Source organism: Actinomycetospora chlora, assembly GCF_039542135.1.
Taxonomy (GTDB): domain Bacteria; phylum Actinomycetota; class Actinomycetes; order Mycobacteriales; family Pseudonocardiaceae; genus Actinomycetospora; species Actinomycetospora chlora.
Map to the genome: position 1 here is coordinate 19,810 of NZ_BAABHO010000024.1, position 13,008 is coordinate 32,817.

Consider the following 13,008-nt stretch of genomic DNA (forward strand, 5'->3'; position numbering starts at 1 on the left):
GGAGGAGCGCTGACTACCGCACTCCTTGGCGCGAGCAGCTAGCCCACGTGGACCGCGGGGCGGCGGTCGCGGTCGGGCTCGGCCTCGCGCAGGACCTCGCGGGTCACGGGCGCGACCTCGCCGACGCCGAAGAGCAGGTAGCGGGCGATGTTGGTGGCCGGGCTGCCCTCGTCCCACTCGAAGTAGACGTGCGGCACGCGCCCGGTGACGTCGCGCAGGTGCAGCAGCAGCGCGGCGATGGCGTTCGGGACGGTCGCGCTGCGGGCCCGCAGGATGCGGTAGCCGTGGCGCTCCTCGCCGAGGACGTAGAGCTCCTCCTCGAAGTTCGAGGGGTCGTCCACGGTGATCTCGACGAAGACCACGACGTCGCCCGAGGGGATGTGGTGGTCGAGGCGCTCCTCGAGCTCCTTCTCCTCGTACTCCTTCTTGTCGCGGCGGCCCGGCTCGTTCGCCACCAGCCGGATCGCGGCCTCCGGGTCCTGCTGGTGGGCCTCGCGGACGATGCGCCGGGCGGTCTTGTCGAGGTGCACGGCGCTGATGCGCAGCTCCGTGCTGCGCAGCGCCCGCGACGCGAAGGAGACGACGAAGATCAGGGCCACGAACAGCAGACCGATCTTGAGGCCCTCCGGGCGCTCGATCATGTTGGCGATCGTGGTGTAGACGAAGACGGCGGCGATGATCCCGAAACCGATCGTCGCCCGGCGCTGCTGCTTCTTGCGCGCCGAGAGCGTCACCGAGATCGCCGCCGACGTGATCAGCACGAGCACGCCGGTGGCGTAGGCGCCGCTCTGGGCGTCGACGCTGGCGTCGAAGACGATCGTGATGACGATGCCGAGCGCCGTGAACACCAGCACCATCGGCCGCACGGCGCGCGCCCAGTTCGGGGCCATGCCGTACCGGGGCAGGTAGCGCGGCACGAGGTTGAGCAGCCCGGCCATGGCCGACGCGCCGGCGAACCAGAGAATGGTGATCGTCGAGAGGTCGTACACCGTGCCGAGCACCGGGCCGAACTGCTCGTGGGCCAGATAGGCGAGCGCGCGGCCGTTCGCCTGCCCGTCCGGTCCGAACTGGTCGAGCGGGATGAGCAACGTGGTGGCGAAGCTCGAGGTCACCAGGAACACGCTCATGATCAGCGCGGCGGTGGTGAGCAGCTTGCGCGCCCCGGCGATCCGCCCGGCCGGGTCCTTGTGCGTGTCGCCCTCGGCGCCGCGGACCAGCGGCATGACGGCCACGCCGGTCTCGAAGCCCGACAGGCCGAGCGCGAGCTTGGGGAAGACGACCAGGGCGATCGCGACGATGACCAGCGGGTTGCCGTGCTGGGTGGTGAGCGCCTCGCTCCAGTCCGCGATCCGCGTCGGCTCGGTGAACACGCGGTAGAGCGACCCGGCGACCACCACCAGGTTCAGCGCGAGGAACACCCCGACGACCACCACGGCGATGCCGACGGCCTCGGCGAACCCCATGAGGAACACGACGCCGAGCAGGACGATGAGCGCGCACGTCAGCGGGACCTCCCACCCGTGCAGCGCGGTGCCGATCAGCGGGTTCTCGACGATGTGCGCCGTCGCGTCGGCCGTGGAGAGGGTGATCGTGATGAGGAAGTCGGTGACCGCGAACCCGAGCAGGACGAGCACCAGCAGCTTCGCCCACCAGTACGACAGCAGCCGCTCGAGCATCGCCACCGAGCCCTCGCCGTGCGGGCTCTCGCGCGCCACCCGGCGGTAGATCGGCAGGGCGCCCGCCAGGGTGACCACCACGAGGACCAGCGTCGCGATCGGTGAGATCACCCCGGCGGCCACGACCGCCACCGCGGGCTGGTAGCCCAGCGTCGAGAAGTAGTCGACGCCGGTGAGGCACATGACGCGCCACCACGGCTTGCCCTCGGTCTCGGGGCGCGGGCGCGCGTGGGGCCCGGAGTACTGCGAGCCGCGGTCGGTCAGGCCGTCGAGGAGCCAGTGCCGCAGCGCGGACGGCCGTCCCGGTCGCTCGGTGGTGTCGGCGGGCGGGGCGGGCGGGGCGCTCACCGCCGCCAGGACGTCCGCGAGCGGATGATCGCGCCGAGCGACAGCGCGAAGAAGCCGATGGCCAGCACGACCAGCCAGACGTCCTCCTGGCGGCCGACGTGGTTGCCCCACAGCATGATCAGCAGGACCGCGGCCACGACGAAGCCCGCGAACCGGGCCACCTTCGGGTAGTGGCCGTGCCAGCCCCACTCCACCGACGGCTCGTCGTCGGAGGAGACGCCGTTGACGACGACGGCTTCGTCGTCGCGGTGGGCGACGCCACCGCCGCCCTGGTGCTGGCGGGCCGGGCTGTTCGAGGCCACGAGGAGCTCCTGGGGATCGTCGTCGCAGTGCCGGCCCAACCTATCGCGCTCCCACCTGTCGCGCGCCGCGGCGGCCGGTGATGATGAGACGCGATGAGCACACCCCCGGGCCCGCGCAGGGTCGTCCTCCTCGGCTCGACCGGCTCGATCGGCACCCAGGCGCTCGACCTCGTCCGCGCCCACCCCGACCGGTTCGTCGTGACCGGCCTCGCCGCGGGCGGCGGGCGTCCCGACCTGCTCGCCGCGCAGGCCGCCGAGTTCGGCGTCCCCGTCGTCGCGGTCGCCGAGCCCGCCGCCGCCGCGGACCTGCGCGGGCGGACCGGCGCCGAGGTGCTCGCCGGGCCCGGCGCCGCGGCCGAGCTCGCGGGCAGTGGCGCCGATGTCGTCCTCAACGCCATGGACGGCTCCCGGGGCCTGGCGCCCACCCTGGCGGCGCTCGCCGCCGGATCGACGCTGGCGCTGGCCAACAAGGAGTCGCTCGTCGCGGGCGGGCCGCTGGTGCTGCGCGCGGCCGCGCCGGGCCAGATCGTCCCCGTCGACTCCGAGCACTCCGCGCTCGCGCAGTGCCTGCGCGGGGGACGGCCCGAGGAGGTCGCCCGGCTCGTGCTGACGGCCTCGGGCGGCCCGTTCCGCGGCCGTACCCGCGCCGACCTGGCGGGCGTCACCGTCGCCGAGGCGCTCGCCCACCCGACGTGGGCGATGGGGCCGGTGGTGACCCTCAACTCGTCGACGCTGGTCAACAAGGGCCTGGAGCTCATCGAGGCGCACCTGCTCTTCGGCGTGCCCTACGACCGCATCGACGTCGTCGTGCACCCGCAGTCGATGATCCACTCGATGGTGACGTTCGCCGACGGCGCCACGATCGCCCAGGCGAGCCCGCCCGACATGCACCTGCCGATCGGGCTCGCGCTCGGCTGGCCGGACCGCCTGGCCGGCGCGAGCCGCCCCGAGACGTTCGCCGACCCGACGAGCTGGACGTTCGAGCCCGTCGACACCGACGCCTTCCCGGCGCTCGGCCTCGCCCGCGCCGCGGGCAGCGCGGGCGGGTGCCTGCCGGCGGTGTTCAACGCGGCCAACGAGGAGGCCGTCGCCGCCTTCCTCGCCGGGCGCTGCGCCTGGACCGGCATCGACGAGACCCTCGCCGCCGTCCTCGAAGGCGCGGGGGAGTGGGTGGCCGACCCCCGCGACGTCGAGGACGTGCACGCCGCCGAGGCGTGGGCGCGGCGCCGGGCGGGGGATCTGCTCGGCGCGCCGGTCGGCTGACGGCCGGTCAGGACGCCGGCTCGCCCGTCATCCCGTCGAGGTCCAGGTCGAGGACCGTCGCGCTGAGCGCCGCCGCGGCCGCGGCCAGGGGCGAGAGCGCGTCGGCGCGCCGCGGCGCGGTGAGCGGGGCGAGGACGCTGAGGGCGGCGACGACCCCGGACGGCCCGGTGACCGGCATCGCCGCCGACCACGTGCCCCGGCGGTGCTCCTGGCTCGTCTGCGCGAAGCCGGCCGCGCGGATGGCGGCGAGCTGGCGGCGGATCACCGCGGGATCGGTCACCGTCCAGTCGGTGTAGCGGGCGGGCGCGCGCAGGGCCTCCGCGCACAGCGCGGGCGGCGCGTGCGCGAGCAGCACCTTCCCCACCGCCGTGCAGTGCAATGGCAGGTAGCCGCCGGGGCTGTGGCGGGTGGACTGCGTCCGCGAGCTGGCCAGGCGCTCGACGATGAGCGCGCGCGGCCCCTCGAGCACGGCCAGGTGCACCGTCCGGCCGGTGGTGATGACGAGGTCCTGGAGGTGGGGCAGGGCGGCCTCGCGCAGCGACGTCGGCGGCGCCAGGAGCCCGAGCTGCCAGACCCGCGCGCCCACCTCGTAGCGGCCGTCGGGACGGCGGTGGAGCAGCCGCGCGCCGCACAGCTCGCCGACCAGGCGGTGGGCCGTGGCGACGGGCAGCCCCGCGCGACGGGCGATCGCGGAGAGCGTCAGCGTGCGGTGGCCGTCGTCGAACGCGTCGAGCGCGGACAGGGCCCGCGACGTGGCCGAGCGGCCGGGGGCGGTCCGGATCGGCGGTCGGCGCGCAGGGGGCACTGACGGCACGGACGGCACGACGCGATGCTAGGTCCCGACTCCCTTTCCGTGCGACGGAAGGCGTGCGTTGCGTCACGCCCGGGGCCGGGCGACGGTCCGACCACCGTCACCACCCCGCGGAGGAGCCGCCATGCCCCAGACACCCGGCGAGCGGGCGTTCCCGCTGCCGTCCGCGATCGGGGCCGTGCCGGGGGCCGAGGGCTGGGAGGAGATGTACCCGTACTTCTCGCGCTTCCGGCCCGAGGACGACGGGCGCTTCTGGTTCTACAACTCGATGCACTTCCCCGAGGTGGTCCCGGCCTTCGACGGGCTGACCTCGGAGATCCCCTACACCGCGATCGGGGCGAACACGGCCCGCCTGTTCAGCTTCCCGACGACGCTGGGCATCGAGTACCGGATCGTCAACGGCCGGGTCTACATCACCGCCAACCCGGTGACCGACCCCGCGCAGGTCGAGGCCCGCCTGACCGACTTCCAGGAGCGCGCCGGCCACTACTACGCGAACTGGGACCGGCTCTACGACGGCTGGCAGCGGCGCATCGAGGCGCTCATCGCCGAGATCGAGGGGGTCGAGGTGCCCGTGCTCGGCGAGCTGGACGACCTGTCGGTGGTGACGGGCTCCCGGGGCTACGCGAGCAACCACCTGCTGCGCGAGGAGTTCCACCGCTGCATCGACCTGTACTCGAAGATGTGGCACCACCACACCGAGTTCCTCATGCTCGGCTACGGCGCCTACGTGGTCTTCTTCGACTTCTGCCGGACGGCCTTCCCCGAGATCGGCGACCAGACGGTGGCCCGGATGGTCGCGGGCATGGACGTCACGATGTACTGGCCGGACGACGAGCTGAAGAAGCTCGCCGCGCTGGCCGTCGAGCTCGACCTCGCCGACCTGTTCGTCGAGGGCAGCGACCCCGACAAGGTGCTCGGCGGCCTGGGCGAGCGCGGGGAGGCGGGCCGGCGCTGGCTGGCCGCGCTCGAGGAGGCCAAGGACCCGTGGTTCAACGTCTCGGTCGGTGACGGCTTCTACCACCACCACCTCTCGTGGGCCGACGACCTGACGGTGCCGTTCGCCGCCCTGCCCCGCTACGTCGAGCAGATCCGGGCCGGCGCGGACCTGACGCGGCCGACCGAGCGTCTCGCGCAGGAGCGGGAGCGGATCGCCGACGAGCACCGAGCGCTGCTCGGCTCCGACGACGAGCGCGCCGCGTTCGACCAGATGCTCGGGCTGTGCCGGCAGGTGTTCCCCTACATCGAGTCGCACAAGTTCTACTGCGAGCACTGGTTCACGACCCGCTTCTTCCAGAAGATCCGCGCCTTCGGCCGGCTGCTGGCCGACCGCGGTGTGCTCGCCGACGCCGACGACGTCTTCCACCTGCGCCACCTCGAGGTCGAGGACGCCCTGGCCGACGTGCAGCTCGCCTGGGCCTCGGGCGGGACGGAGCACGGCGCCGCGCACTGGCGGCCGATCGTGGCGCGCCGCAAGGAGATCGTCGCGGCCCTGGCCGGGTGGTCCCCGCCGCCGGCCCTGGGCCCGGTGCCCGAGGCGATGAACGACCCGGCCGTCCAGATGCTCTGGGGCGTCACCGACGAGACGATCGCGACCTGGCTCGGCGCGGACGACCAGGACGAGGACACCGTCCGCGGCTACGCGGCGTCGCCCGGCGTCGTCGAGGGCGTCGCCCGCGTGCTGATGAGCGTCAACGACATCGGCGCGATCCGCGAGGGCGAGGTCCTCGTCTGCCCGGTGACCGCGCCCAGCTGGGGCCCGGTCTTCGGCAAGATCGCCGCCGCGGTGTCCGACATCGGCGGCACGATGTCCCACGCCGCGATCGTGGCGCGCGAGTACGGCATGCCCGCGGTCGTCGGCACCGGCCAGGCCACCGCCACCATCCGCACCGGCGACCGCGTCCGCGTCGACGGCGACCGCGGCCTCGTCACCGTGCTCCGGTGAGCGGGCCGTCCGTGACCCCCCTCGTGGTGGACCTCGCCGACCTCGGGCGCGACGACGTCGCCCTCGCCGGCGGCAAGGGCGCGAGCCTCGGCGAGCTGCTGCGCGCCGGCATCCGGGTGCCGCCGGGGTTCGTCGTCGCCACCGGTGCCTTCCGGACGGCGGTGGCCGCGCTCGACCTCGGCGCCCGGGTGGCCGCGCTCGACCCGGACGACGGCGACGCCGTGCGGGACGCCTGCGCCGACCTGCGGGCCGCGGTGGAGTCGGCGCCGCTGCCCGGGGACGTCGTCGCGGCGGTGACCGGTGCGTACCGCCGCCTCGCGAGGCCGGAGGCCGACCCGCCGGTCGCCGTGCGCTCGAGCGCCACCGGCGAGGACGGTGCGGCGGACAGCTTCGCCGGCGTCCAGGACACCTACCTCCGGGTGCGGGGCGAGGACGCCGTGCTGCGCGACGTGCGGCGCTGCTGGGCGAGCCTCTACGGCGTCGACTCGGTGACCTACCGGCTCCGCCGCGGCATCCCCGAGACCGACCTCGCGATGGCGGTCGTCGTGCAGCGCATGGTCGACGCGCGCAGCTCCGGGGTCATGTTCACCCGCAGCCCGCGCACCGGCGACCGCTCGGTGGTGGCCATCGACGCGAGCTGGGGCCTGGGCTCGGCCGTGGTGGGCGGCGACGTCACCCCGGACTCGTTCGTCGCCAGCAAGGTCACGGGCGAGATCACGCGCCGGACCGTCGCCACCAAGCTGCGCCGCCACGAGCCCGACCCCGCGGGCGAGGGCGTGGTGGAGAGCGACGTCCCCGACGAGCTGCGCGACGTCCCCGCGGTCACCGACGAGGAGATCGGGGAGCTGGTGGCGCTCGCGCGGCGCGTCGAGGCCCACCACGGGTGCGCGCAGGACGTCGAGTGGGCGATCGACGCCGAGGGGATCGTGCTGCTCCAGAGCCGGCCGGAGACCGTGTGGGCGGCGAAGGACGCGGCCGCGCCGACGACGGCCGCGCCCGCGGCCCGCGCCTTCGACCACGTCCTGCACGCGCTCGGCGGCGCCCGCCGGACGGAGGCCTGAGCCCGTGGACCTCACCCCGGACGACCTGCGCGACGTCCTGCACGCCCTGGACTCCAGCGGCCTCGACGAGCTCCACCTCGAGCTCGCCGACCTCACGCTCACGGTCCGCCGGGAGGGCGCGGCCGGCTGGACGGTCGAGCAGCAGGTGCTGCGCAGTCCGGTGCTCGACCGCGACGCCGAGCCGGTGGCCGCGCCCGCCCCCGAGCGGGCCCCGGCCGAGGTGCCCGCCGGCACGGTGGCGGTGCACCCGCCGCTGCTCGGCACGTTCTACCGGGCGCCCCGGCCCGGGGAGCCGCCGTTCGTCGAGGTGGGCGACGAGGTCGCCGAGGACACCGTGGTCGGCATCGTCGAGACCATGAAGATGATGACCCCGGTGCACGCCGGGGTGGCCGGGACGGTGACCGAGTTCCGCACCGACAACGGCACCTTCGCCGAGACCGACGCCGTCCTGCTCGTGGTGGCGCCGTCCGGGGGGCCGGCGTGAGGATCCGCCGCCTGCTCGTCGCGAACCGGGGCGAGATCGCCTCGCGGGTGATCCGCACGTGCCGCCGGCTCGGGATCGAGTCGGTGCTCGCCGCATCCGACGCCGACCTCGACGGCCTGCCCGCGCGGCAGGCCGACCGCGTCGTGCGCCTCGGGCCGGCGCCCGCCGCGGCGTCGTACCTCGACCCCGCGGCGGTGGTCGGGGCGGCGGTGGCGACCGGGGCGGACGCGGTGCACCCGGGCTACGGCTTCCTGTCCGAGAACCAGGTACTGGCGCAGGCGTGCGCCGAGGCGGGGGTGGTGTTCGTCGGCCCGAGCGTCGCGTCGCTGCGCGCGGTCGGGGACAAGCTCACCGCCCGCGGGCACGCCCTCGACGCCGGCCTGCCGGTGGTCCCCGGCGGCGAGGCCGCCGACCTCCCGGCGGCGCGGGCGGTGGCCGCCGAGGTCGGCTACCCGCTGCTGGTCAAGGCCGTCGGCGGGGGCGGCGGGCGCGGCATGAAGCTGGTGCCCACCGCCGAGGAGCTCCCGGCCGCCCTCGACGTCGCCGTGTCCGAGGCGGCGGCCGCGTTCGGCGACCCCCGCGTCTACCTGGAGCGCTACGTGGCCCGCGGGCGCCACGTCGAGGTGCAGGTCCTGGGCGACGGCGTCTCCGCGATCGCCCTCGGCGACCGCGACTGCTCGGTGCAGCGGCGCTACCAGAAGCTGGTCGAGGAGGCCCCCGCGCCGCTGCTGCCCGCGTCCGTGCACGCCGCCGTGGCCGCGTCCGCGCTCGCGCTGGCCACGCACCTGGGCTACCGCGGGCTGGGCACCGTCGAGCTGCTCCACGACCCGGAGCGGGGGACGTCCTACTTCCTGGAGATGAACGCCCGGATCCAGGTCGAGCACCCGGTCACCGAGATGATCACCGGGATCGACCTCGTCGCCGAGCAGCTGGCCGTGGCCGAGGGGCTGCCGCTGCGGCTGCGCCAGGACGGCGTCGTGCTCTCCGGGCACGCGCTGGAGTGCCGGATCAACGCGGAGGACGCGACGCGCGACTTCCGTCCCGCGCCCGGGCGCATCGAGCGCGTGGTCCTCCCGATCGGCGACGGCATCCGGGTGGACACGCACGTGCAGGGCGGGTCGGTCGTGCCGCCCCACTACGACTCGCTGCTGGCCAAGCTGGTGGTGCACGGCGCCGACCGGGACGAGGCCCTCGCGCGGATGCGCGCGGCGCTGGACCTGCTGCGCATCGAGGGGGTCGTGACGACGGCGCCGCTGCACCGGGCGCTGCTCGACGACCCCGAGTTCGTCGCCGGCGGCGTCGACACCGCGTTCTTCGAGCGGTTCCTCGCCGGGCGCGACCGCGAGCCGGCGGAGGTGCGCTGATGGCCGACGTCGGGCTCGTCGACGTCACGCTGCGCGACGGCAACCAGAGCCTCTGGGGTGCCGCGGGGCTGCGCAGCGCGCACGTGCTGGGCGTGGCCCCGCTGCTCGAGCGCGTCGGCTTCCGTGCGCTCGACTACAGCTCCAGCACCGCGATGGGCATGCTCGTGCGGACGTTCCGCGAGGACCCGTGGGCGCTGTTCCGGCGCACCCGGGCGCTCATGCCGCGGACGAAGCTGCAGTTCATCGGCACCGGCTTCCGCTTCATCAGCTGGCAGAACTCCCACCCGGACACGATGCAGCTGGTGTACGACCGGCTCGCCGCCAACGGCATCGACCGCGTCGTCGTGCTGGACCCGATGCACGACATGGACGCCGCCCGGGCCACCGCCCGGCGGCTGAAGAAGGCCGGGATCGACGAGGTCGTCGGCGCGCTGACCTACACGATCAGCGGGGTCCACGACGACGCCTTCTACGCCGACATCGCCGGCCAGATGCGCGCGTGTCCCGACGTCGACCGCGTGTACGTCAAGGACCCCGCCGGCATCCTCACCGCCGAGCGAGCGCGCACCCTGCTCCCGGCCGTGCGCGCGGCGCTCGCCGGCACCCCGCTCGAGCTGCACTCGCACGCCACGATCGGGCTCTCCCCGCAGACCTACGCGATGGCGCCCGACCTGGGTGTCGAGGTGGTGCAGACCGGGTGCGGCGCGGGCGGCAACGGCTCCTCGCTGCCGGAGGTCCGGCGCACCGTGGCCAACCTGCGCGAGATGGGCCACACCGTCGACGTCGACGACCGGGCGCTGGACCTGGCGTGCACCTACGTCGACCGGCTCGCGGCCGCCGAGGAGCTGCCCGCCGGCCGGCCGCAGGACTTCGACGCGGCGTTCCTGCACCACCAGATCGCCGGCGGCGTGATGTCGACGACCCGCCGGCAGCTGCGCGAGATCGGCATGGCGGACCGGTTCGACGAGCTCATCGCCGAGGTCGGCCGGGTCCGGGCCGAGCTCGGCCACCCGATCATGGTGACCCCGTTCCCGCAGATGGTGGTCTCCCAGGCGCTGTTCAACCTCGTCGGCGAGCGCTGGGCCACCGTCCCCGACCAGGTCATCCGCTACGCGCAGGGCAGCTTCGGGCGCCCGAGCGCCCCCATCGAGCCCGAGGTGCTCGACCGCGTCCTGGGCCGGGCGCGGGCCCGCGAGCTGGCGGCCGAGCCGCCGCCCCCGTCGCCGGCGGAGCTGCGCCGGACGTTCGGCACGGCGATGAGCGACGAGGAGCTGCTGCTGCGGGCGCACATGCCCGCCGAGCAGGTCGACGCGATGGTCGCGGCCGGTCCGGCGGCCGGCCACCACAACCCGGAGCTCACCGGGGTGCTCTCGCTGGTCCGGGAGCTCGGCAGCCGCCCCGCCGTGCACGACCTGGCGATCACCAAGCCCGGGATGCGGCTGTCGGTGCGCCGTGGCTGACAGCGATGTCCCGGCTGACGTCCCCGCGGCCGTGCTCGAAAGGCTGCGCGCGGTCCGCGGCTTCGTGCTCGACATGGACGGCACGCTCGTCCTGGGGGACCGCAACAATCACGGCATCCGGGCCCTGCCCGGCGCCGTCGGCTTCGTCGAGGCCCTGCGGGAGCGCGGCACGCCGTTCTGCGTGTTCACCAACGGCACCGTGAAGACGCCCGCGGAGTGCGCCCACGCGCTGCAGCGCGCCGGCTTCCCGGTCGCCGACGACGTCGTGCTGACCCCGGCCACCGCGGCCGCGGCGCTCCTCGCGCGCCGGGGGCACCGCCGCGTCATGGTCCTGGGCGGCAAGGGCGTCGTCGAGCCGCTCGAGGCTGCGGGCATCGAGACGGTGCCGCCCCTGCGCGGCACGAGCGCCGACGCCGTGCTGGCGGGCTGGTACCGCGAGGAGCTCACGTTCGAGGCGCTCGAGGCCGCGTGCTTCGCGGCCCTCGACGGCGCGCGGGTCTACAGCGCGTCGCTCTCCCCGTTCTTCGCCACGGCGGAGGGACGCACGCTGGGCAGCTCGCGGGTCATCAGCGCGGTCCTGCGCGACGTCGCCCGCGCACGCGTGACCGTCGTCGGCAAGCCGTCCCTGCCGGCGCTGCGGGCCTGCGCCCGCCACCTCGGGCTCCCGGTCACCGACCTCGCCGTGGTCGGCGACGACCCCGGCCTGGAGGTGCCGATGGCCCACAAGGGGCGCGCGTTCGCGGTCGCCGTGCGCACCGGGATCGGGGGCCCGGACGCGTTCGCGGACCGGCCGGAACACCTGCGGCCGCACCTCGACCTGCCCGACGTCGCCGCCCTGGGCGGGCTCCTGACGGGCTGACCGGACGCGCGGCGGGCGGGACCCCACGCAGGGCACACCGTGGCCGCGGCTACCGTGGCCCGCCGTGATGCTCGTTGTCGGGATCGTGCTCTTCGCGATCGGGCTGTTGCTCTCCATCGCGTGGCACGAGCTGGGCCACTACTCGACGGCCCGCATGTTCGGCATCCGCGTGCCGGAGTTCATGGTCGGTTTCGGACCGACGGTGCTCTCGGTCAAGCGGGGTGAGACGCGGTTCGGGTTCAAGGCGATCCCGCTCGGCGGCTTCATCCGCATGATCGGGATGGTGCCCCCGGCGCCGGGGGAGCGGATCGGGCGCAGCCGCCGCTCCGGACCGTTCCAAGGCATGATCGACGACGTCCGCGCCGACTCGGTGCGCGACTTCGAGCCCGGCGACGAGGACCGCCAGTTCTGGACCCGCAAGCCGTGGCAGCGGATCGTCGTCATGCTCGCGGGCCCGTTCATGAACCTGATCCTGGCCATCGCGCTGTTCGCGGTGACGCTGATGGCGATCGGGGTGCCGACCGCGCAGCCGGTCGTCCAGACGGTCAGCCAGTGCGTGCTCCCCGCCTCGCAGGCGCAGACGACGCAGTGCCCGCCCGGCGCGCCGCCGACCCCGGCCGCGCAGGCGGGCTTCCTGCCCGGCGACCGGATCGTCAGCTTCGACGGCCGCCCGTACACCGAGTGGGCGCCGCTGGTGGACGCGATCCGCGCGGCCCGGGGCACCGTCTCGGTCGTCGTCGAGCGCCAGACGCCGGCCGGGCCGCAGCAGGTCACGCTGACGCCGACGCTCATCGACAACCAGGTGCCCGACCTCACGCCGCCGCCGGAGGGTGCCCCGGCCGACGAGCCGCGCTACGTCACGGCGTCGTTCCTCGGCATCGAGCCGGCCCGCCCGCTGGTGCGCCAGGACGTCGGCGCCGTGATCGGGGCCGGTGGGGTCCTGCTGGGGCGCACGGTCGAGGCCGTCGCCCACCTCCCGGAGAAGGTCCCGGGCCTGTTCGGGGCGGTGTTCCTCGGGGAGAAGCGCGACGCCGAGGGGCCGGTCAGCGTCGTCGGGGTCTCGGTGCTCGGCGGGCAGGTGCTCGAGCAGCACCAGGCCGTGCTGGAGGAGCTGGCGATCTTCCTCAACCTGCTGGCCGCGGTGAACCTGTCGCTCTTCCTGCTGAACCTGCTGCCGATCCTGCCGCTCGACGGCGGGCACGTGCTGCCGGCGGTGTGGGAGGCGATCAAGAAGCGGATCGCGCGGCTGCGGGGCCGTCCGGACCCCGGCCCGGTGGACCTGGCGCGGCTCATGCCGATCGGCGTCGGCTTCGCCGCGGTGATCATGGCCTACGGGCTGCTGGTGATCGTGGCGGACATCGTCAACCCGATCGACCTGCCCCTGTAACCCGCTGTAAGCCGCGCCACCGGCGGACCCGCGGGTTCTGGGGGAGAC

11 protein-coding genes are annotated in these 13,008 nt (G+C 74.7%); 8 read left to right on the top strand and 3 right to left on the bottom strand.

Going from position 1 to position 13,008, the window contains the following annotated elements; genetic code table 11:
- Positions 1–38 precede the first annotated feature (38 nt).
- Complete coding sequence (locus tag ABD994_RS15985; RefSeq protein WP_345416658.1) at positions 39–2,024, bottom strand: APC family permease; 1,986 nt, start codon at positions 2,022–2,024, stop codon at positions 39–41.
- Positions 2,021–2,326: a DUF2631 domain-containing protein gene (locus tag ABD994_RS15990; RefSeq protein ID WP_345416661.1), complete on the bottom strand. Its 306-nt coding sequence runs from the start codon at positions 2,324–2,326 to the stop codon at positions 2,021–2,023. The genes ABD994_RS15985 and ABD994_RS15990 overlap by 4 nt, the downstream gene beginning before the upstream one ends.
- A 93-nt stretch (positions 2,327–2,419) precedes the next feature.
- On the opposite strand from ABD994_RS15990, the gene dxr reads away from it, so the two are divergent.
- Positions 2,420–3,589, top strand: coding sequence for a 1-deoxy-D-xylulose-5-phosphate reductoisomerase (dxr, locus tag ABD994_RS15995; protein ID WP_345416664.1), 1,170 nt, complete (start codon positions 2,420–2,422; stop codon positions 3,587–3,589).
- Positions 3,590–3,596: 7 nt separating this feature from the next.
- Here the strand turns inward: dxr and ABD994_RS16000 are convergent, their stop codons facing one another.
- Positions 3,597–4,412, bottom strand: a complete 816-nt coding sequence (locus ABD994_RS16000) for an IclR family transcriptional regulator (protein ID WP_345416667.1) — start codon at positions 4,410–4,412, stop codon at positions 3,597–3,599.
- Positions 4,413–4,524: 112 nt separating this feature from the next.
- Here ABD994_RS16000 and ABD994_RS16005 point away from each other — a divergent pair, with 112 nt between their 5' ends.
- From ABD994_RS16005 to ABD994_RS16035, 7 genes are all read left to right on the top strand, one after another.
- Complete coding sequence (locus ABD994_RS16005; RefSeq protein WP_345416670.1) at positions 4,525–6,345, top strand: PEP-utilizing enzyme; 1,821 nt, start codon at positions 4,525–4,527, stop codon at positions 6,343–6,345.
- Positions 6,342–7,406 (top strand): PEP/pyruvate-binding domain-containing protein, encoded by a 1,065-nt coding sequence (locus ABD994_RS16010; RefSeq protein ID WP_345416674.1) that lies wholly within the window; start codon positions 6,342–6,344, stop codon positions 7,404–7,406. The genes ABD994_RS16005 and ABD994_RS16010 overlap by 4 nt, the downstream gene beginning before the upstream one ends.
- 4 nt (positions 7,407–7,410) lie before the next feature.
- Positions 7,411–7,890: an acetyl-CoA carboxylase biotin carboxyl carrier protein gene (locus ABD994_RS16015; protein WP_345416677.1), complete on the top strand. Its 480-nt coding sequence runs from the start codon at positions 7,411–7,413 to the stop codon at positions 7,888–7,890.
- Complete coding sequence (locus tag ABD994_RS16020) at positions 7,887–9,254, top strand: acetyl-CoA carboxylase biotin carboxylase subunit (protein WP_345416680.1); 1,368 nt, start codon at positions 7,887–7,889, stop codon at positions 9,252–9,254. Before ABD994_RS16015 ends, ABD994_RS16020 begins: the two co-directional genes overlap by 4 nt.
- Positions 9,254–10,714 carry a biotin carboxyl carrier protein gene (locus tag ABD994_RS16025; protein WP_345416683.1) on the top strand — a complete coding sequence of 487 codons (1,461 nt, stop codon included), beginning with the start codon at positions 9,254–9,256 and terminating at the stop codon, positions 10,712–10,714. Before ABD994_RS16020 ends, ABD994_RS16025 begins: the two co-directional genes overlap by 1 nt.
- Positions 10,707–11,573, top strand: a complete 867-nt coding sequence (locus ABD994_RS16030; RefSeq protein WP_345416686.1) for an HAD-IIA family hydrolase — start codon at positions 10,707–10,709, stop codon at positions 11,571–11,573. Before ABD994_RS16025 ends, ABD994_RS16030 begins: the two co-directional genes overlap by 8 nt.
- A gap of 67 nt (positions 11,574–11,640) precedes the next feature.
- On the top strand, positions 11,641–12,960 hold the full coding sequence (locus tag ABD994_RS16035) for a M50 family metallopeptidase (RefSeq protein ID WP_345416861.1): 1,320 nt from the start codon (positions 11,641–11,643) through the stop codon (positions 12,958–12,960).
- The last annotated feature ends 48 nt before the right edge of the window (positions 12,961–13,008 follow it).

Coding starts and splice junctions, on each gene's coding strand:
- ABD994_RS16025 (WP_345416683.1), top strand. CDS start 9,254: ATGGCCGACGTCGGGCTCGTCGACGTCACGCTGCGCGACGGCAACCAG.
- ABD994_RS16005 (WP_345416670.1), top strand. CDS start 4,525: ATGCCCCAGACACCCGGCGAGCGGGCGTTCCCGCTGCCGTCCGCGATC.
- ABD994_RS16035 (WP_345416861.1), top strand. CDS start 11,641: ATGCTCGTTGTCGGGATCGTGCTCTTCGCGATCGGGCTGTTGCTCTCC.
- dxr (WP_345416664.1), top strand. CDS start 2,420: ATGAGCACACCCCCGGGCCCGCGCAGGGTCGTCCTCCTCGGCTCGACC.